Below are 19778 nucleotides of genomic sequence, written 5' to 3'. Positions count from 1 at the left end.
AAATCTATTTAATATATTATGGAAGAAAAACAAAAGTCTAAACCGACTCTTCGCACAAGAGCTAATAAAATTAAAGAGTTTAGGTGCAAGAACTTGATCGCCGTAATTGAGAACCCTGATAATATAAAAAATATTGGCACCATCATTCGAAATGTTAACGCACTTGGGATTAAAAAAGCTTATATTGTTACCAATCAAAAACTCTTGCTTGACACATGGGAAGAAAACTCAATGCTATATCCGTCTCTGACATCAAATGGAGTTTCGTAAAGATTTTCAAAGACACAAATAGCTGTATGGATCATTTGGAGAAGGAAAGTTTTGTTTCGGTCATTACTTCTCCTCACATAAAAGGATACAAAAATGTAGTGCTTCATGAACATGATTACACTAAGTATAAAAAGCTTGCAGTTTGGTTTGGAAACGAAGGAGTAGGAATTAGCAAAACTGCTGTCAAGAGAAGTAGCTTTTGTATTAACATTCCAATGTACGGAATTATTGAAAGTCTTAATTTGGGTACATCATCCGGCATTGTGCTATATGAGATCGCAAAACAACGACGCAAATTTTAGTTTAACCTAAAAAAGAAGGTCACTACAAATAAGGTTAGCAAAGAAGTTTCCTAATTTAAGTAAAACGGTAATTTCAGTCTAATAAAATCTTAATCATTTTTTGATAAGGAACATGTGCAGTTGCTGCTTCTGATTTAAAAAATTCTACGCTCTCTTTACTTAAAGAAATGGTTACTTTTACTGAATCATCTTTTAATAAAAGTTCTCTAGGGTGCGGCAAGAAATCTTTTACTATTTTTACTTCATCTATTTCCCCATCAGTATATTTTATTCTCTTGCTCATAAATCCTCTTACCTTTACGCCAGTATCCTGCTCCAAAAATTCTTGTATGATTATCTCGGAACGTAAAACGGACGGACTGTTAACTTTACCTAAACAAAAATATCTTTTTTCTGTAATACTAACAGAACCCCGATTATGGATAAGAAATACATGGTTTATTAGGTTTAAGTTGGTAAGCAATAAGAGCAGAGAATAGAGAAGTAAAGAAATTAATAGGTGATCGATGTCTGAAAGGAGTAATATTAAAATTCTCTTTTATGTAGCCAAAAATGGTTTCGATAATGAATCTCTTCCTTAAAAGGATTTTATCCAAAAGAGGTAATAAATAGTTTTTCATATCCTTTCTTATTCCGGTAATTTTTATTAAACCTTGCTTATAAAGTTTTGTAAACATTTTTTCTGAAATAAACCCCTTATCATCATAACACTTACCTTTTAGACCTTTTTGATAACCATTGCTTCAAATGCAATTCTGTCATCAACATTACCTTTGGTAATTTTAACAGCAATAATTTCTCCCTTATCATTGATTATCATATGAAGCTTGAATCCAAAAAACCAATCGACAGAACTACGTCCCATTTTTGCAAGATTATTAAAAGTTCTGTTAGAATTAATTCTGATATTTTTACATACTGCAAAATGTGTGGAATCTGCATAATAAATTCCCGTTCTTTTCCCACTTAAGTAATGTAACATCACAATCAATGGCAGAAATAATGAAGGAATAAGCTGAACAAATCTCTCATAACAAGGTGGATTCCTGAACAAATTACCATTAATAATAAAGTTTTGGTAATAAGCTTTTAAATGTTTATATGCACTAAAATGGTAAAAATCATTATTGAGAGTTCTTCACTTAAGGAAAGCTTACCTTCTCTAAATCTTTGCTTATTACTTTTCAGCAATTGATGTTTTACCCATTTCTCATAAATTTTACAAAATTTATCTACTATACAAAATATTGTAGTATATTTACACATGTTATTAAACCTTTATTTTGCTCCTTCAGTGCCCTATTTATATAAGGTTTAATAACTCTTGCAACCTTCCTTCCTCTCTATTCCTTATCCATAATCGGGGTTAAATAAAAAAACTCTATAACTTTGTCTGTTAAAATTAGATTTATTTCACAAAGTTTTAAGAGCAGGATAAGTAAATAACAATAAATGGCATAGATTTAGACCAAAATGGACTATCATAGAGCATAGCCTGTTTATAATATGCATAACCATAGAAAAAACCGCATATAGTGCTTAAAGCTATATATAGCCCGCCTTGAAAATTGTGTTGACCCCAAATATTAAAGATGCTATAATATAGCTAGACCATAGTAAATAGGTACATAAGAATTTGAAGAATTAATTATCAATAATCATGATAAAACAGCTAAAGAATTAAGTATTATACTAGGTAATAGATTACAAAGAACTAGAATAAATTACTATAGAAAACTACTAGGCTACACTTATAAAAAAAAGTCATCTTCATCCCAAAAGGGATATTGGTTTAAGGAATGAATTTATAGAAAAGATACAGCAAATTTCTAAAGAAACTCTAGTATTCATTGATGAGTCAGGAATAGAAGATAATGTTTGTAGAGAATATGGATGGAGTATAAAAGGTACTAGATGTTATGGAAACAAAGTGTATCAACATAAATCCAGGATCAGTATGATAGCGGGGCTTCGTAATAATCAAATTATAGCGCCAGTAATATTTGAAGGAAATTGTAATAAAGAAATATTTACAACCTATGTAGAGACTATATTAACTAAAGAATTACATCCTGGACAAACAGTAATTATGGATAATATCAACTTCCATAAGAATAATATAATAAGAGAATTAATCGAGTCGGTTGGGTGCAGAATTTTATTCTTACCTACATATAGCCCAGACTTAAATCCTATAGAACATTATTGGTTTAAGATTAAGAACGAAATAAGAAAAGTTACGGGGCAATTCAAAGATATCAGTATGGCTGTAGAACACGTACTAAAGTTTATTTAACTGTACCTTTTCCTATGGTCTAGCTATAACAGCTAAAATTTGCTGTTTCGGTAAAAGATTTTGTAATGTTTTGTAAAAACCCTTGAAAGAATACCTTCCTTAGCCATACAAACAAGAAAGAAATTATTAATTGCCCATATCGGTAATATGCTTGGTATTTTACGTAACCGCTTATTAAAGATAGAACCATAATAATTATTATACACAGTAATAAAAATAGTAATGTGTATTTTACAGTGCCGCTACTCTCTTGTTTTTCTAAAGACATCTTTCCCAACTTCGCTTCTAGAGGTAATTCCGGTACTCGCATCCTCACGTATTTCTATATACGCTGCGGTGCTGCGTTCTGTGTCTTCTTTAAATTCCTCTCTATAAGCTGGTCTAGAAAGATGTCTAATATATAAATCACTGATAGAGAAAATTATTAAAGCCGGCATTACCTTATCAAAATTTAGATACATAGAAAACGGTATGGATAATTCCGATAACTGTACTTTATTAATAGCAAGTATATTAAAAAATCCCGGAACTTTATGAAAAGCAAATAAAGTAAAACAAAGGGAGATTAATATAAATAATAAGGTTTTTAGTACTTTATTTAACTGTAAATTAGAATAGGCATAGGTAATAGCAGCAAAAATAGATAAAGTCCCAACTCCTATAATATTTATTACGCCTTGAATAAAGCGGCTAAAACTGTAATGCCTATGCCTAAATATGCAGGTCTTTTATCACGACAAAATAAAGATATTAAGATTGTTGTAATGAGAAAAATGTAGGTGATAGTTAAGGATGACATGTAAACCTTTATAAAAAACTATAATATATAGTTATTTTTTAGCATTAAAAATAGAAAAATTATTAAATATAGAGATTTTTAATAAATAATAATTGGATTTTAAAAAGAAAATATAAAAGATAATCATAAGAGAACCAATAAAATAATATATAGAATTAGGAGATTTTATGAAAGATATAGAATATTGGGAAAAAAATTTTGAAAGCTGTAAATATTCAGATAAATTAATCGAAAGGCTTTTATTTTTAAATACCCAAGTAAAACAACCTATCGATATTAGAGAAGTTAAAAAAGGTATTTATTATGCTCGTAAATATCATGGTGAGCAAATGCGTCAATCGGGTGACCCTTATTATTCTCATCCAATCGCAGTAACAATTATGGTAGCGGAATTTGTAGCAAAAGAAGTGCCTAAACTCTTTACTTTTAGAATGCTACAAGCTGCATTACTTCATGACACTATTGAAGATACTGAACTTACTGAAGAAATGATTAGCAACATTTTTGATGAAGAAGTAGCAAGGCATGTAGAAGGTCTAACTAGAATTAAACCTTGTGGAAAAATAAGTAGCGAGAAAAGTCTTGTTTTATTAATTAAACAAAAAAGATACGATACTGCTCTTATAAAACTTTTTGATAGAATACATAATTTACAAACTTTAGAAGCAAAATCGCCTAAAAAAGCTCATAAAATAATTAAAGAGACATTAAGAAGCTTTTTAGTGTTAAGTGAAATACTTGAAATATCTTTAGTTTCAGAGGTTATATATGCTGAATGTTATAAAAATAATTTAAAGTTTAATATAAATTCTACTTTTAATAAAATTAAAAATTTCGATTCTTTTCCATTCTTTCAAAATAAGTTACTCCCATGAAGAAAGTTATACCTACCGGAATGAAAATTAAAAATAATCCCCAATATCCTAGATAATTGGTAATATAAACTAAACCAAATGACGTTATAATATAAGTAAATAATTTTGCTATTGCACTTAGCATACTAGTATATGTAAATCTCTTAAAAACCGGAAAATACTTATAAAATATAGGAGATGCCGGTACGTGATCAAATACGAATAATGCAGCTAAACATTGAAAAATAAAAATATATAAAGGCATAGGGTTATAATTTAATATTATAGGAAAAAAAATGAGAGAGGTAAAAAATAGATATAATTTTACCTTTAGGATTTTTAAAGGATGAATTTTATAGCTAATAAATGCAAGACCGATAATACCGAGTAAATCTATTATAGATACCCAAAAATTTTGATTTATAATTTGATTCGGAGTAAATCCGCATTCTCTTTTTAATATATCACCGCAATATATATACACGAAATAAAAACACGGTGGTCTAGCACACTGGATAAAGAAATACCAAATAGAAGTGGCGTTTGGAACTTTTTGATCTAGAATATCTTTGTCAATTTCTTCAAACATAATATTATTTTCTTGAAGTCTTAGTTTTAATTTGTTTCTTTTATTTGAAAATGCATCTGCTTCTTTTAAACTAGTCCTTGCAATAGTACCTACAAAAGCGATAGTTGCACCAACGAAAAAGGCTATACGCCAACTTGATTCATGGTGATAAATATTTTGATTAGTAAAAATTGATGCAATACCTAGTGCTACCGTCGTGCCTACGGCAGAAAATACGGTTATAATTGCTACTAATGGATATTGTATAGGAGGAGATGAATTTTCGGTTAAATACAGCTCTGCACCTCGTGCTTCTGCAGTTGCCGACATACCTTGAATTATACGACATATAGTAAGAACCCAAGAGGCTGTTATACCTATCTGTGCATATGTTGGCATGCTGCCTATAATCACACAAGTAATAGCCATTAATAGGGTAGTTAAAACAACTACAATCTTACGGCCAAAATGATCGCCTATATACCCAAATATTAATGCTCCTATAGGTCTTAGCAAATAGGTAGAACAGAAAGAAAAGGCAGTAAGCAACGAAAAAGTGAAAGAATCATATTCCAGAAAAAATAAATTATTTAAAAGCACCGCCATATGCACATAAAGCATAAGGTCAAAATACTCTAGAAATGTACCTATAGAAAGTAATCCGACAGCTTGTTTTTGTTCTTTATTTAAACTTCTTTGTTCTTTTTCATAGCCTAACATAACCTTATATAATTAATTAGATTACAAATATAGTTATACTTTTTTGGTTTAAAGTCAATAAAAATTAATAATTTTTAATAAAAATTGAAAATATCTAGGTTCCGTAAAGTTATCTAACCTAAAATTTTCAAATTATCTATTTTTCTCTGAAAGCTTTAAATGCAGTATCAGTAACGGGATCAAGTAAATATCTAAGTAGTGTTCTAGTACCTGTTACGATTTGTACCTCAGCTTGCATACCGGGGTGTAATTCAAGATTTTTAACTTTAGCAACTTTGTTAAATTCATCCATATCGATTTCAACTCTTGCAACATAATAATTATCTTGCTGTTGTCCCGGATGCTGTCTTTCATCTTGTACTATATCGGGAGATATGCTTACTACTTTACCGGTAAATGTTGGAGTTGTTCTTGATTTAAATGCACTGAAACGTATTTTTGCAACTAATCCCTCATGTACTGAGTCAATGTTTTTTTGAGATACCTTTGCTTCTATTATTAATGGGTCATTAATTGGCGAAATTTCCATAATAGGTTGTCCGTGACTTATAACACCGCCTATTGTATGATATTTTAAATTATTAACTATACCGTCAACAGGTGATCTGATTATCACACGATTAAGCGAATCCGTCAGGGAATTATATTTTTCTTTAAGAGATGCTGTTTGTACTTGAGCTTCACGAAGCTCGGTTAAAGTCCGTTCAGTGTATTTATTTTGTTGATTTATAATTTTAATTTGAGTTTCGGTAATAGCATGGCGTATTCCTGCTATTTCGGCTTCAGTTGTTGCAACATCGCTTTTTGAAGCGGCAACTTTTGCCTCTTGGTCTAATAAGGCTGCTTTTTGTACAAAGCCTTTTTCTTTTAACGTTCTTAAAGCTTTTAAACGGTCTTGATAAACTTCAGCAGTCTTGGAGGCGGCAACTTTTTTTGCTTCTAAACCTTCAATTTTTTTCTCAAGTTGAGCAATATTTTGATGTAATGCATCTTTCTCTGAGTTATATACTTCTTTTCTAGATCTAAATAAATTTTCCTGTGTATGAATTATTTTAGCTACTTCCGGTAAATTTATATCCTGCATTAGAAAATCAGAGAATTCGATTTGTTCTAAATTATCACGTTCGGCAATTAAACGATTTTCAGTTGCTAAAAAATTACGGTACTGACCAAGAATATTTTCATGTTCGCTTTTTATTCTAGTTTCTTCAAGTTCTATTAATTTATCGCCTTCTTTGACTTTATCACCTTGCTTAACATAAATAGCATTGATTATTCCGCCTTCATGATGTTGAATCGTTTTTTTATTTGTGCTTGGTATTACGATACCGACAGCTACAGCACCGCTATCAAGCGGAGCAAGAGCCGACCATAATCCGCCTATTAATACTAAAAAGATAATAACATAAATACCGAAAAGTATAGGTGATCTTGCAGCTTGGGCTACGTTATTACGATCTTTATCGGTTTTCTTGGTAATAAAATTAACAAACCTATCAAGTTTTACTAATAAGAATTCTATAGCATGAGAGATTTTCTTTAATGTAGTGTTTATTAAAGCTTTACGTTTAGAACTCTGACCTTTAAGATTTAACGCATCTTCTCTTAAGGACAATAATTGTTTTAATTGTTCCGGAGTAATTTGAGGTTTATTGTGTTTTAAGTCCTGCATAATATTTAATCATTATTCTCCTCTGTCATCCCGTGATTTATTCACGGGATCCAGGAAATTATTAGTATTTTAAGTTGTTTCTGGATACTGTGGCGGGGCCACGGTATGACAATTAAACTTATTTTGATATGACACTTTAGTTATTAATATGAATTGTACCGCTTTTTAAAGTTAAAGTTTTAAAGTGTTTTTGAATCTCTTCTTCCGTTCCGTAAACTGCAACGGCTCCATCCTGTAATATTAGAATTTTATCAACAACGGATAATACGGATGGTCTATGTGAAATTACAAGAACTGCTATTCCTTTAAGTTTTGCTTGTTTTAAGGCACTTGCAAGGGCAACTTCACCTGCTTCATCTAAATTAGCATTAGGCTCATCTAAAATGATGAGTTTTGGATTACCGTAAAAAGCTCTAGCAAGCCCGATACGTTGTCTTTGACCACCTGATAGATTAGAGCCTGCAGGACCGATATCAGAATCATAACCATCAGGAAATCTTAATATCATTTCATGAGCTCCGGCTATTTTAGCTGCTTCAATAACTTTTTGTGGATCGGCATCTTCTTCCATTCTAGCTATATTTTGTTTAATACTACCGCTAAAAAGTTCTATTCCTTGAGGAAGATAGCCGACATGTCTACCGAAATCTTCTCTATTCCAACGATAAATTTCAGCACTATCTAAACGTACGGAACCTGATGATTCTTTCCATACCCCGACTATGATTTTAGCTAAAGTTGATTTTCCTGTAGCTGAAGGACCGATAATTGCTAAAACTTCGCCCGGTTGTACTACAAAACTAACGCCTTTTAAGATATATTCCGGTACGGGAGGTTGCGGTAAATGTTCCGGTATAGGGTGAGCATAATAAATATTTTCAACAGTAAGATGACCATCAACGTTCGGAATTGGCATCGCTTCGTCTCTAGAAGAATAAGTGTTAAATAAATTATTAATGTTTTTGTATGATTTAATAGCACCGCTCATACTTTTCCATAAATCAATAGCATTATCGAAAGGAGCAAGAGCTCTACCGACTATGATAGAACTCATAATCATATTACCGGGAGTCATATCTGCACTATGAGATTTTACAACAATGTAAGCACCGACTCCGGTAACAGCCATTTGCATTATATTACGAATAAACCTTGAAAAGTTAGAAATAACACCGTTACGATAGCTAGCAACCGATTGCTTATCAAGTGCTAATATGTTAAATTTATGCCAATTTTTTGTAATATTCTTCATCATTCCCATTGCTTCAATTGCTTCTGCATTTCTGTTTGCAATATCGGCTTGTGTCATACCTTTTATCGAAAATTCGGTAGCTTCACCGAGCGTTTTATTAGTAGCTGCAGCGTTAAAGAAAGCGGTTGAAACTATTATAATTGCTCCAAAAACGGTAATAAGACCGATATATGGATGAATTGAAAAAATAACCGCAATATAGATAAGGCTCCAAGGGGCATCGAATAAGGTATTAATTCCGGTACTTGTTAGGAATGTTTTGACGGCTTGAAAATCACGTAATAATTGGCTAGAACCCATATTTGCTCGTGTTGCAGCTGCAGAAATTGAAGAAGCAAAAATTACGGGAGCTACTGTTCTATCAAGCCATTCTCCTACCTTTATAAGTGTAAAAGAACGGGCAATTTGTAATAATCCATAAACAAAATAAATATATGCGATTATTATTGATAAAAATAATAATGTTTGTAGATTACCGCTTCCAAGGACTCTATCAAGAACTTGTAGTGAGTAAAGAGGAGTAATTAACATTAGTAAGTTAATTACAAAAGCAAACCAAAAGACTATCCAAAAAGCTGTTCTACATTCGCCTAATGCTATTACTAGCGGGTTTTTTTTATTTAGATTATTATTTTTATTATCCATATTAGTTATATTATAAATAATTATTAATTAGTTCTTCAGCAATTTGGACGCTGTTTAAAGCTGCTCCTTTACGTAAGTTATCACATGTGATCCATAGATTTATCGTATTAGGTTTACTTACGTCATTTCTAATGCGGGAGACATATACGGCATCTTCGCCTACCACTTCAACGGGTGAGATATAAGCAAGGTCATTATTATTAGAAATTGTAACAATTCCATCGGCATCTTGTAATATTTCTTCAACTTCTTTGGCATCAATTTTGTCGTTAAATTCTATGTTAACCGATATAGAATGACCGATAAATACCGGTACTCTAACAGAAGTAACGCTAGCTTTAAAGTGATTACCTATAATTTTGTTTAGTTCAAAAGCAATTTTTGCTTCTTCACTTGTATAGCCATCTTTATTTAAATCACCTATATGAGGAAAAAGATTAAATGCAATCTGTTTTGGAAATTTCTTAGTATCATTCTCTCCAAAAACATATTTAGATTTTGTTTGGTCGTAGAGTTCGTCCATTCCTGCTTTACCTGCTCCTGATACTGATTGATAAGTAGATATCACTACTCTTTTAATCTTTATTTCATTATCTAGCGGTTTTAATGCTACTGCAAGCGGAATTACTATACAGTTAGGGTTAGCTATGATATTTTTAGTATTAAACTCTTTAAGTGTTGATAAATTAACCTCAGGTACAATTAACGGTACTTGATCGTCAACTCTAAAAAGTGAGGATTTGTCGATAACTACACAATTACTAGCAGTAGCTTTTGGTATAAATTCTTTTGAAACTTCTGAACCTGCACAAAAAAAAGCAATATCGATATCGTCAAAATTTAAATTTTTTAAACTATTAATTTGTAGTATTTTTTCTCCAAAGCTTACTTCCCGCCCTAGAGAGCTATCTGAAGCTATAGCATAAACTTTATTAATGGGGAAATTACGCTCAGCTAGAATGTTTAAAGTTTCACGCCCTACATTTCCTGTAGCTCCAATTACTGCAATATTGTATTTTTCAGTCATTTTTATTTATTAATCCGATGAGTTTTTCACCGCCGATAATATGGAAATGGAAATGAAAAATAGTTTGTCCCGATTTCTCGCCTTTATTAGTTATTAAACGATAACCGTCTTTATCTAAACCCGCTTCATTTGCTATATCAGAAATTTTAGCAAAAAAATGTTTTATTTCGTCTATAAAAGCTTTAGAGATAAAATCGGCATAATCTATATATTCGTTTTTAGGTATAACGATAATATGTACAGGTGCTACGGGTGCTATATCTTTGAATGCTAAAATTTGTTCGTCTTCATAAATTATTTCTGCCGGAAGATTTTTACCTATGATTTTTGCAAAAACATTTTCTTTGTTATACATCATTTTATTCCTGTTAAAAGCTTTATTGCATGGCTCGTTTATGTCATTCCTGCGTAGACACCTAATCGTCATTGCGAGCAGTCGTAGACTGCGTGGCGATCTCATGAAATAATAACAAACTCCTGAGATTGCTTCGTCAAAATTTCAATTTTTCCTCGCAATGACGGAAAAATCGATCCACGCAACAATGCCATGCGGGTATGACATCGATCCTTAAGTTGACACTCATTTGCTTTTAGCTAGGAATGACATTAAGGACATTTTTCTATTCATTAAACGAGTATATTACGTTTTAGAAATTTTAATTCAGCTTCAATTCTAGAGTTGGCAATTATTATATCTTCTAGTCGGTAATTATTTCTTTTTAAATAATTTTCTCTAATATCTGAAGCAAAAAAGCCGAAGCCTAATATTAAGACTATCTTAAATATAAACTTTAACTCTTCGATATTAATCTCCGTAACGATTATATTCGCTATTACGGCAATAGCAACAACTAACCACATTTTATGGTATAATGCCCAAAATATACTTAAAAGAGCAGCTATCCATGAAAAGCCTTCTTCAATAACAATAAAATTATTATTTTTTTGTGTGGAGTTAATGTATATTGCGTATATATTCATTATTTAAGTTTAAACCTTGAAAATTCAAGGGACAATAATTATTAATTAAATTGACTCAGTCAAGTATACCTTTGATACTTCAAAAATTGGCTACATCGTTCTACAAGAGCTGCGGTACGAACTATATTAAGTATACGCTCCGTTCCGAGGACTTTGAACTCCTAGCTCTTTTTGAAGTTGTGTCGAAGTATAATAACTCTTCATTTATTTAGGAGTAATTCTAATACTATATAGTACTTAATTAACAACTTAATATCAATAAATTTTATATTATGTCAGACAATTTAGCCTTACACGGCACAACAATACTTTGTTTAAAAAAGAACGAAGAAATAATTATAGCAGCAGATGGACAAGTCTCGCATGGTAATACCGTACTAAAATCTACAGCACGAAAACTTCGGACTATAGCAAATAATAAAATTATTGCCGGTTTTGCGGGTTCTACGGCTGATGGTCTTGCGTTATTTGAAAAACTTGAAGTAAGGATAGAGCAACATAAGCATAATCTACTTAGAAGTGCAGTTGAGCTTGCAAAAGATTGGCGTAGCGATAAATATTTGAGACGTTTGGAAGCAATGATGATTGTTGCTGATCGTAGTCATATATTAATTTTAACCGGTAACGGTGATGTCGTAGAGCCTGAAAATAATGTTGCAGCAATAGGTTCAGGCGGTTTATTTGCACTATCTGCCGCTCGCGCTCTAATGTCTTACGAGAATAATTTAACTGCTGAAGAAATTGCTTTAAAATCTATGAATATAGCTGCAGATTTGTGTGTATTTTCTAATCATAATATTATAATGGAAAAAGTTGTATGAAAGCTACTAAAACTACTTATAAAAAAGACCCTATGGGGCTTACCCCTTCTCAAATAGTTAATGAACTTAATAGGTTTATCGTAGGTCAAGAAAAGGCCAAAAAAGTCGTTGCTATTGCACTTAGAAATCGTTGTCGTCGTAAAAGAGTAGAAGGTAATTTACGTAATGAAATAGTACCGAAAAATATTTTAATGATTGGTTCAACCGGTGTCGGGAAAACGGAAATAGCAAGACGCCTTGCAAAGCTGACTAATTCTCCTTTCTATAAAATAGAAGCAACTAAATTTACCGAAGTCGGATATGTAGGGCGTGATGTAGAATCAATAATTCGTGATTTAGTCGAAATAGCCGTTAATACTGAAAAAACTTTAGCAAAAACAGAAGTAGATATTAATGCCCGTGAGAAAGCGATAGAGAGAATATTAGATAGTTTAGTAGGTAAAACTTCTAGTAGTGAGACTAGAGAAAAGTTCAAAGAAAAAATTTTAAACGGCGAACTTGATGATACGGAAATTGAAATTAGTGTAGCTGATACTACACCTGTCGGCGGTGGAAGTTTTGAAATACCGGGCATGCCGGGAGCATCTATGGGCATTCTTAATCTTGGCGATATGATTGGACGAGCCCTTGGTAGCAGTAAGACTAAAACAAAAAAAATGCTAGTTAAAGATGCTATGGCTATTATTATACCTGAGGAATCAGAAAAATTAATAGACCAAGAAAAAATTATTCAGCAAGCTATAAATTTAGCTGAAAATGACGGGATAGTTTTTATTGACGAAATTGATAAAATAGCTTCGACCGGTAGTTACGGAGCAAAAAATGCCGAAATAAGTAGAGAGGGAGTGCAAAGAGATTTGCTACCTTTGATAGAGGGAACGACGGTTAATACTAAATATGGACCGGTTAAAACCGATCATATATTATTTATTGCTTCCGGTGCTTTCCATATTGCTAAACCTTCTGATTTATTACCGGAGTTACAAGGAAGATTACCGATGAGAGTAGAATTAAATTCGCTTACCAAAGATGATATGATTAAAATATTGCTTGAGCCTGAAACTAGTTTAATAAAGCAATATTCGGCGTTAATAGGTACTGAAGACGTGCATCTTGAATTTGCTGCTTCTGCTATTGAAAAGATAGCGGATTATGCGATCACCGTTAATTTAGAAGTCGAAGATATAGGGGCTAGAAGGCTGCATACTATACTTGAGAATTTGCTTGAGGATATAAGCTTTGAAGCTAGCGAAATGAAAAACAAAAAAATAACTATCGATGATAAATTCGTAGAAAATCAATTATCAAAAATAATGACTAATCTTGACTTAGCTAAGTTTGTTCTATAGTATAATTTTTCAATTAATGGTTGGGCTAAGATTGTTATTTTTCGTCATTGCGAGGAAATTACGTAAGTAATTGACGAAGCAATCTCAGGAGTTTGTTATTATTTCATGAGATTGCCACGTAGATCTACGACTGCTCGCAATGACGACTTTAGTATCCATGCAATAACATCTACAACCTACCAAAATGGTATTTTAAGAAAAATTTCATGATAATTCATATAGCAAGTCTAACGTTTAATGGAATTGATATTATTGATGTTGACGTGCAGGTACAAATATCACCGGGTATCCCTGCTTTTAGTAGGGCTTGCCGATAAAACTATAGCTGAATCAAAAGAACGAGTTAAAGCAGCGTTATCTTCTATAGGGCTTGCACTACCTACTAAAAAGATTTTAATAAATTTAGCTCCGGCAGATTTAGTAAAAGAAGGAAGCCATTTTGATCTTGCGATTGCTTGTTCGATACTTATCGCTTAAAGGTTCACAAGTTTTAACTCCTCCGGAAGCTAAGCTGCAAGATGAGCCAATAAATTATCCCGATTTTAAAGATATAAAAGGTCAAAAAATTGCTAAACGAGCTTTAGAAATTGCAGCATCAGGTGGACATAACCTTTTAATGTTCGGTCCTCCCGGAACCGGTAAATCAAGGCTTGCTGCCTGTCTTCCCAGTATACTACCTAAAATGTCTACAAAAGAAATTTTAGAATGCAGCACGATTACAAGTATTGCAGGAAAATTTTTAGACGGTAAACTTACCAAAGCAAGGCCGTTCAGAACTCCGCATCATTCATGCTCACTTGCCGCTATGGTCGGCGGCGGTGTCGGAAAAAAAGTAAAGCCTGGAGAAATTACGCTAGTTCATAACAGAGTATTATTTTTAGATGAACTACCTGAATTTCCACAGCATGTTATTGATGCATTAAGACAACCTATTGAAAATGGTGAAATACTAATCTCCCGATTAAACGCTCATATAAAATATCCGGCAAATTTCCAGTTAATAGCAGCTATGAATCCTTGTAAATGCGGTTATTTAGGCGATTCTTTAAAGAATGTATGAAAGCTCCAAAATGTGCTAGCGACTATCAAATGAAAGTATCGGGACCTATTATGGATAGATTTGATTTGCATATAGAAGTATCTAGTATTAATGTTTATAATTATGACTTGATTGTAGATAACTCTGAGGAAGAATCTGAATATATAGCTGCAAGAGTCGAGAAAGTGCGTTTGATTCAAGAAAAGAGATATGAGGGCTATAATATTAAAACAAATAACAAATTAGACGGGCAGTTATTAATAGATTACGCTATGCCTGCGGATGAAGGTAGAGATTTACTGAATGAAGCGGCAAATTTCGTTTATCAATGCGTGCTTATAACCGAATACTTAGAGTAGCACGCACGATTGCCGATCTTGAGAATGTTGATAAGGTCTTGAAAATTCATATTACTGAAGCTTTGAGCTATCGTAAAATGGAATTTAATAATATGTATACGAAGATCAACTTCAAAAATTGGCTACGTCGTCCTACAAGAGCTTCGGTACTCACGTATTAAGTATACGCTGCGTTCCTCGCCTTGTGGACTCCTTGCTCTTTTTGAAGTTGATCTTCGTATACTGTCTTCATTTTTTGCAATATATTTAAGATGATTTAAGGATAAAAGATATGAGTACTATAATAAGTTTTGATTATGCTATAAAATATTTGCTTAAGGATAAAGGTGATTACGAGATAGTTGAAGGATTTATCTCGGCAATACTTAAAGATGCCGGTTATAGTGCCGTTAAAATAAAAGCATTACTTGAGAGTAGCAGCAATAAAGAAAATTATAGCTTAAAATCTAGCGTAGCAGATGTAATTGTGGAAGATGAAGAAGGGCATAAATATATAGTAGAAATAGATAAATCCTATACAAATCTTTTTATGCATAAAGCTTGTTTTAATTCTAGTAGATTAATAGTTGATAGTATTTCTAAGAGCGAGGATTATTCTACTATAAAAAAATATTTCATATTAATTTATTGTATTTTCCTTTTGATAATAGGAAAGCACCTTTATATCACGGTAAGACTATTTTTAGAGAAGTTGATAAAAACACCCTATGAAATTTTCTTTGGGAGATATGAGAGGTAAAATATTTGATTTATGTAATGTATTTCCAGAATATTTTGTAATATCAGTACCATTATTTAATGATGTTATAAGAGATGAATTGGATGAATGGCTATATGTAGTAAAACATTCTGAAGTTAAGAAAGATTTTAAATCACCATATATGAAGAAAGTAGCAAAGCGTCTTGATATACTTAAGATGACTCCTAAAGAGCAAATTATTTATTGTGCCTATATGAATAAAAGCTTTAAAGAGCGTGATTACCGCTGAAGAAAAAGGTAGAGAACAAGGTATGGCAAAAGGAATAGAAGAAGGGAGGAAAAAAGGTAGACAAGAAGGGATACAAGAAGGCGAAGTCACAAAAAGTATAAAAATAGCAAAAAAGATGTTAATGAAAAAAAACTCGATAGAAGAAATACATGAGATTACTGAAGTATCTATAAAAGAAATAGAGCGATTAAAAGCAGAAATTGAGAACCTTAAAAAATAACTATCTTTAATGACAAAAATTTACTTTATAGCCGGTGAGGTGTCAGGAGACTTTGTAGGTGGTCGTATAATTCAACATTTAAAAAACAATATAGGAGTACAGCATCATTCACAAAGCTTCAGACAGGATGAATTTAAGAGTAAGTCTGCGAAAGCAGTACAAATAGTACGTGAGCATAGACTTAACTCAAAAAATTTGCCTGTATCAAGCTTTGTGAATGATGCTGTACAGTTTGTTGGTGTTGGCGACAAATATATGGAGGAAGCTGGTAGCTTTAAAAGCTTATTTCCTATTACTTCCATAAATTTAATGGGTTTTGTAGAAATTTTGTCTCATATTTTTAAGCTTAAAAAATTAATTGATAAAACTGTGGAGGATATAATAAATAGTAAAGCTGATTTATTAATTACCATAGATTCACCAGGGTTTACTTATCGTGTGGCAAAGCGGGTAAGAAAACTTTTACCAAAGCTGAAAATGATTCATATCGTTGCACCGTCAGTTTGGGCATATAAAGAGGGTAGAGCAGTAAAATACGCTAAAATTTATGATTGTTTATTTGCTTTACTACCGTTTGAGCCTCCATATTTTACTAAAGTCGGTCTTGATTGTAGATATATAGGTCATCCGATTATGGAGCAGGAGTTTTATAGCGATAAAATAGCTTTACGTGAAGAGTTTAAAATAGACGAGAATGAGAGAGTTTTATGTGTTACTCTCGGAAGCAGAAAAGGAGAGATTCTAAAGCATTTACCGGTTTTTGTTTCTTCTATTGAAGAAATATTTAAGAGTTGTAATAATCTTAAAGTTATATTTACTCTTGCAAATCCTGCTCATGAGGCAATAATAAAACCATTTTTAGAAGATGTTAAGTTTAATTATTTATTTTCAAGTGAGAGACTTAAAACTTATGCTGTTGCGGATGTAGCTCTAGCAAAATCCGGTACTAATACTTTAGAGATAGCAGCTTCCGGTACCCCTATGATTGTAGCATATAAGGTTAATATTTTAAGTTTTCTTATCATTAGGCTATTGATAAAAATAAAATATGTTACGTTAATAAATATTATAGCCGATAAAGAAATAATTCCGGAATTTATCCAATTTAATTGCCGAGCTAGTCTTATTAGTAATAAGCTTCAAGAGTTATTATTTAATTCTAAAAAAGCTTATGAGCAGGTAATAGAAAGCCAAAAAATTTTGCAGCAATTAGGATTTAAATCAAACCGATTACAGCTAAATTCAGAAAGCTTTAGACACGATGAATTTAAAGGCAAGCTAGATAGGCGTACAAAAGTACGTGAGCACAGGCTTAGCTTGGAAAATTCGCTTGTATCAAGTGATCGAGATGACGCTGTACCTTCTTATATAGCTGCAGAAATTATTAAACAGGAGTTCTTAGAACCTAAAATAAAGTTGTTAAAAGAGAAAGATTAGTACTTGAACCGGTGGTCCACAACATTTTCTGAATTATAATAAACATTATTATTAATATAATAACAAAATATATTTCCATGTTTTTTCTTATAGTATTAATTTGTTTCATTAAAATTTCTAAATCATTGGAAATTTTTTTGTATTCTTCATTGTTATCAGAACGCATTGTTGTCAAGAAACCGGATAAGTTTCCTAACTTATGTTGTAAAGCTTTTAACCTTTCATTATGTTCTTCGTGTTTTAGATCGGTATTGTGATCTTGTATCATAATATATAATGCCCATTATAAGATCAGTATTAATGCTAGTAATATAAACTATGAATAAAGATTTATATTTTTTGTTTGTAATAAAAATTACAACTTTTCATTTTACAGGAGTATACTATTGTTATAGTAAATTGGTTTACGTTATTAATTTGTTGCTCATTAGTCATCTAATTTTAATATTTTAATTACCAAATATTAAAACTATTGATTTATTTAGCAAAAACTATTTAATCTAAATTTAGCAAATATTTAACTTCAACTAAACTTTAAGTTAGTTTTACTATATGTTATTTCAAATGTCAAGAAAAAACCATATTTCGTGGCAATATTTCTAAGCCTTATAAAAATAATAGTTATTATGTTAAAAAACCTATTAAAAACTAAACTTTTTTTAGTTATAGTATCTCTAACTATATTTATTACTTTGCTAAATTTTAGTATATTTTATATTTTTGTGCCGGGTAATCTTACTCAAAATAAAACGATAATTATTGAACCTAAATTATCCGTAAATCAAATAGTTACAAAACTTTATTCTAATGAAGTAATCAAATATCCGAGAATTTTTAAGGTAATTGCTAAAATTTATTCTATAAAAAGACCTCTTAAAAGCGGTGAATATGTGTTTACTCGTAATATATCGCCTCTGCAAACTTTAAGAATATTAGCAAGCGGTAAATCTATAATACACAAGATAATTGTACCGGAAGGTACGGTAGTTAGTGAGGTTATAAAGAAAATTAATGAAGAAAGTCGATTACTTGGAGAAATAAAAGGGATAATACCTGAAGGTTTTTTAATGCCTTCCACGTATTTTTTTTCTTACGGTGATCAAAAAGAGCAGATAATCGATCAAATGAGAAATTTAATGTCTGCTAATTTAGATAAAGTAATGCAAAATCTTGCACCAGATTCTCCGTTAAAAACTAGACTTGAGGTATTAACGCTAGCTTCAATAATTGAAAAAGAAGCCGGCTCAAATGCAGAAAAGCCTATTATAGCAGCAGTATTCATTAATCGTTTAAAGAAAAATATGAAGCTACAAGCCGATCCGACTACTATATATGCTTTGACTGAAGGAAAATTTAAATTAGCAAGAGCTTTAACAAAAAAAGATTTATTGCAAGAACTACCCTATAATACTTATTATATAAAAGGTTTTCCACCCGGTCCGATTTCTTGTCCGTCGTTAAAATCTTTAGAAGCAGTGGTAAAACCTGCTAAGACGGATGCATTATTTTTTGTAGTTGACGGTAAAGGCGGGCATAATTTTTCTAATAATCTTAATGATCATAATAGATTTGTTGAAACTTATCGAAAAAGTTTGATTAAAGTACCTGAGCCGGAAATTGATCCTGAACAACCATCTACTCGATGAACTTCAAAAATTGGCTACGTCGTCTTATAAGATCTGTGGTGCTCACGTATTAAGTATACGCTCCTCGGCTTACAGACTCCTTGCTCTTTTTGAAGTTGATCTTTGTATATTTTTATCTACTTAAGGGATGTTATCATGAATAATAGTGAATTTAGTAAAATAGCCGAGACAACAATTGCATATATAGCAGACAATATAGAAGAGCAGGATGAAGAAGCAAGTATAGATATAGATTTACAAGGCGATATATTAAATCTTGATACTGATAAAGGTATATATGTAATAAATAAACAAAGTGCTGCCAAAGAAATTTGGTTGTCGTCGCCGGTTAGCGGTCCTCATCATTTTTTTTATGAACAAGGCGAATGGAAAAATAGAGCAGGGCTTGAATTAATGGCTATTTTAACTGAAGAACTTAATATTAAATTTGATACTCGTTGAACTTGAAAAATTGGCTATGTCGTCTTTGTAAGACCTCGGATGCTGAACGTTTAATATACACTCCGCTCCTCGGCTTACAGACTCCTTGCTC

The 19778-nt window shown here is 31.8% G+C and carries 21 protein-coding genes and 3 pseudogenes; 13 read left to right on the top strand and 11 right to left on the bottom strand.

Annotation, left to right across the window (positions count from 1 at the left end):
• The first annotated feature begins 18 nt into the window (after positions 1-18).
• Complete coding sequence (locus RMONA_RS09805; RefSeq protein ID WP_023507779.1) at positions 19-270, top strand: RNA methyltransferase; 252 nt, start codon at positions 19-21, stop codon at positions 268-270.
• Positions 216-572: a TrmH family RNA methyltransferase gene (locus tag RMONA_RS09800; protein WP_023507778.1), complete on the top strand. Its 357-nt coding sequence runs from the start codon at positions 216-218 to the stop codon at positions 570-572. The genes RMONA_RS09805 and RMONA_RS09800 overlap by 55 nt, the downstream gene beginning before the upstream one ends.
• 73 nt (positions 573-645) lie before the next feature.
• On the opposite strand, the gene RMONA_RS04115 is transcribed toward RMONA_RS09800, so the two are convergent.
• The 3 genes from RMONA_RS04115 to RMONA_RS04105 all read right to left on the bottom strand — a co-directional run bounded on the left by RMONA_RS04115 (position 646) and on the right by RMONA_RS04105 (position 1554).
• The gene (locus tag RMONA_RS04115; RefSeq protein ID WP_046058390.1) at positions 646-855 is read right to left on the bottom strand and encodes a hypothetical protein; all 210 of its coding nucleotides are present in this window, start codon (positions 853-855) and stop codon (positions 646-648) included.
• A gap of 133 nt (positions 856-988) precedes the next feature.
• Positions 989-1261: a transposase gene (locus tag RMONA_RS04110; RefSeq protein ID WP_096001023.1), complete on the bottom strand. Its 273-nt coding sequence runs from the start codon at positions 1259-1261 to the stop codon at positions 989-991.
• 29 nt (positions 1262-1290) lie between these two features.
• Positions 1291-1554, bottom strand: a complete 264-nt coding sequence (locus RMONA_RS04105) for a transposase (RefSeq protein ID WP_023507103.1) — start codon at positions 1552-1554, stop codon at positions 1291-1293.
• A 650-nt stretch (positions 1555-2204) separates the two neighbouring features.
• On the opposite strand from RMONA_RS04105, the pseudogene RMONA_RS04100 reads away from it, so the two are divergent.
• Positions 2205-2868, top strand: a pseudogene (locus RMONA_RS04100) (IS630 family transposase); the annotation flags it as partial.
• 258 nt (positions 2869-3126) lie between these two features.
• Here RMONA_RS04100 and RMONA_RS10340 read toward each other — a convergent pair.
• Positions 3127-3281 (bottom strand): annotated as a pseudogene (locus RMONA_RS10340) (palindromic element RPE1 domain-containing protein); the annotation flags it as partial.
• A 553-nt stretch (positions 3282-3834) separates the two neighbouring features.
• Between RMONA_RS10340 and RMONA_RS04090 the strand changes: the two are divergent.
• Positions 3835-4542: an HD domain-containing protein gene (locus RMONA_RS04090; protein WP_023507775.1), complete on the top strand. Its 708-nt coding sequence runs from the start codon at positions 3835-3837 to the stop codon at positions 4540-4542.
• Here RMONA_RS04090 and RMONA_RS04085 read toward each other — a convergent pair.
• The 6 genes from RMONA_RS04085 to RMONA_RS04060 all read right to left on the bottom strand — a co-directional run bounded on the left by RMONA_RS04085 (position 4493) and on the right by RMONA_RS04060 (position 11386).
• Positions 4493-5809 (bottom strand): MFS transporter, encoded by a 1317-nt coding sequence (locus RMONA_RS04085; RefSeq protein ID WP_023507774.1) that lies wholly within the window; start codon positions 5807-5809, stop codon positions 4493-4495. The two genes, RMONA_RS04090 and RMONA_RS04085, sit on opposite strands and share 50 nt — an antisense overlap.
• 136 nt (positions 5810-5945) lie before the next feature.
• Entirely contained in the window at positions 5946-7481 is a 1536-nt protein-coding gene (locus RMONA_RS04080; RefSeq protein WP_023507773.1) for an HlyD family type I secretion periplasmic adaptor subunit, read from the bottom strand.
• A gap of 136 nt (positions 7482-7617) precedes the next feature.
• Positions 7618-9378: a type I secretion system permease/ATPase gene (locus tag RMONA_RS04075; RefSeq protein WP_023507772.1), complete on the bottom strand. Its 1761-nt coding sequence runs from the start codon at positions 9376-9378 to the stop codon at positions 7618-7620.
• Between the two features lie 10 nt (positions 9379-9388).
• Positions 9389-10405 carry an aspartate-semialdehyde dehydrogenase gene (gene asd, locus RMONA_RS04070; RefSeq protein WP_023507771.1) on the bottom strand — a complete coding sequence of 339 codons (1017 nt, stop codon included), beginning with the start codon at positions 10403-10405 and terminating at the stop codon, positions 9389-9391.
• Complete coding sequence (locus RMONA_RS04065) at positions 10398-10760, bottom strand: HIT domain-containing protein (protein ID WP_037231381.1); 363 nt, start codon at positions 10758-10760, stop codon at positions 10398-10400. The genes asd and RMONA_RS04065 overlap by 8 nt, the downstream gene beginning before the upstream one ends.
• Before the next feature lie 272 nt (positions 10761-11032).
• A complete protein-coding gene (locus RMONA_RS04060) occupies positions 11033-11386 on the bottom strand; it encodes a DUF2628 domain-containing protein (protein ID WP_023507769.1) in 354 nt (117 codons plus the stop codon).
• 272 nt (positions 11387-11658) lie between these two features.
• Between RMONA_RS04060 and hslV the strand changes: the two genes are divergently transcribed.
• The 7 genes and pseudogenes from hslV (at position 11659) to lpxB (ending at position 17600) form a co-directional block, all read left to right on the top strand.
• A complete protein-coding gene (gene hslV / locus RMONA_RS04055; protein WP_008580094.1) occupies positions 11659-12207 on the top strand; it encodes an ATP-dependent protease subunit HslV in 549 nt (182 codons plus the stop codon).
• Positions 12204-13556 carry an ATP-dependent protease ATPase subunit HslU gene (hslU, locus tag RMONA_RS04050; protein WP_023507768.1) on the top strand — a complete coding sequence of 451 codons (1353 nt, stop codon included), beginning with the start codon at positions 12204-12206 and terminating at the stop codon, positions 13554-13556. The genes hslV and hslU overlap by 4 nt, the downstream gene beginning before the upstream one ends.
• A 206-nt stretch (positions 13557-13762) precedes the next feature.
• A pseudogene (locus tag RMONA_RS10335) lies at positions 13763-15115 on the top strand (YifB family Mg chelatase-like AAA ATPase).
• A gap of 110 nt (positions 15116-15225) precedes the next feature.
• Complete coding sequence (locus tag RMONA_RS08300) at positions 15226-15693, top strand: PD-(D/E)XK nuclease family transposase (protein ID WP_023507767.1); 468 nt, start codon at positions 15226-15228, stop codon at positions 15691-15693.
• A complete protein-coding gene (locus RMONA_RS04025) occupies positions 15683-15943 on the top strand; it encodes a hypothetical protein (RefSeq protein WP_037231374.1) in 261 nt (86 codons plus the stop codon). The genes RMONA_RS08300 and RMONA_RS04025 overlap by 11 nt, the downstream gene beginning before the upstream one ends.
• A complete protein-coding gene (locus RMONA_RS09245) occupies positions 15930-16163 on the top strand; it encodes an RpnC/YadD family protein (protein ID WP_023507765.1) in 234 nt (77 codons plus the stop codon). Before RMONA_RS04025 ends, RMONA_RS09245 begins: the two co-directional genes overlap by 14 nt.
• A 9-nt stretch (positions 16164-16172) precedes the next feature.
• Positions 16173-17600 carry a lipid-A-disaccharide synthase gene (gene lpxB / locus RMONA_RS04015; RefSeq protein WP_023507764.1) on the top strand — a complete coding sequence of 476 codons (1428 nt, stop codon included), beginning with the start codon at positions 16173-16175 and terminating at the stop codon, positions 17598-17600.
• Here lpxB and RMONA_RS04010 read toward each other — a convergent pair.
• Positions 17569-17868: a hypothetical protein gene (locus RMONA_RS04010; RefSeq protein WP_023507763.1), complete on the bottom strand. Its 300-nt coding sequence runs from the start codon at positions 17866-17868 to the stop codon at positions 17569-17571. The genes lpxB and RMONA_RS04010 overlap by 32 nt on opposite strands.
• A 358-nt stretch (positions 17869-18226) precedes the next feature.
• Between RMONA_RS04010 and mltG the strand changes: the two genes are divergently transcribed.
• Positions 18227-19246, top strand: coding sequence for an endolytic transglycosylase MltG (mltG, locus tag RMONA_RS04005; RefSeq protein ID WP_023507762.1), 1020 nt, complete (start codon positions 18227-18229; stop codon positions 19244-19246).
• 135 nt (positions 19247-19381) lie between these two features.
• A complete protein-coding gene (gene cyaY / locus RMONA_RS04000; protein WP_023507761.1) occupies positions 19382-19687 on the top strand; it encodes an iron donor protein CyaY in 306 nt (101 codons plus the stop codon).
• The last annotated feature ends 91 nt before the right edge of the window (positions 19688-19778 follow it).

Source organism: Rickettsia monacensis (genome assembly GCF_000499665.2).
Taxonomy (GTDB): domain Bacteria; phylum Pseudomonadota; class Alphaproteobacteria; order Rickettsiales; family Rickettsiaceae; genus Rickettsia; species Rickettsia tamurae.
The sequence above is the reverse complement of the archived record's forward strand: the minus strand, read 5'-3'. Positions and strand labels throughout refer to the sequence as shown.